1 rRNA gene is annotated in these 212 nt (G+C 42.5%); it reads left to right on the plus strand.

The features are described from left to right. The first annotated feature begins 95 nt into the window (after positions 1 to 95). Positions 96 to 210 (plus strand): 5S ribosomal RNA (rrf, locus tag HS848_RS13205). Positions 211 to 212 lie beyond the last annotated feature (2 nt).

Genomic DNA, 212 nt, shown 5'->3' on the forward strand with positions numbered 1-212 from the left:
AATCGATCGAAGACTTAATCAATTATTATTTCAACGTTTTGCGACGCAAAATCGTTTACTTACTATCTAGTTTTGAATGTATACTCATTCACTTGTCTGGTGACAATGGCAAGGAGGTCACACCTGTTCCCATGCCGAACACAGAAGTTAAGCTCCTTAGCGCCGATGGTAGTTGGATTTACGTTCCGCTAGAGTAGGACGTTGCCAGGCAA

This window comes from Staphylococcus caledonicus (assembly GCF_016238465.1).
Lineage (GTDB): Bacteria > Bacillota > Bacilli > Staphylococcales > Staphylococcaceae > Staphylococcus > Staphylococcus caledonicus.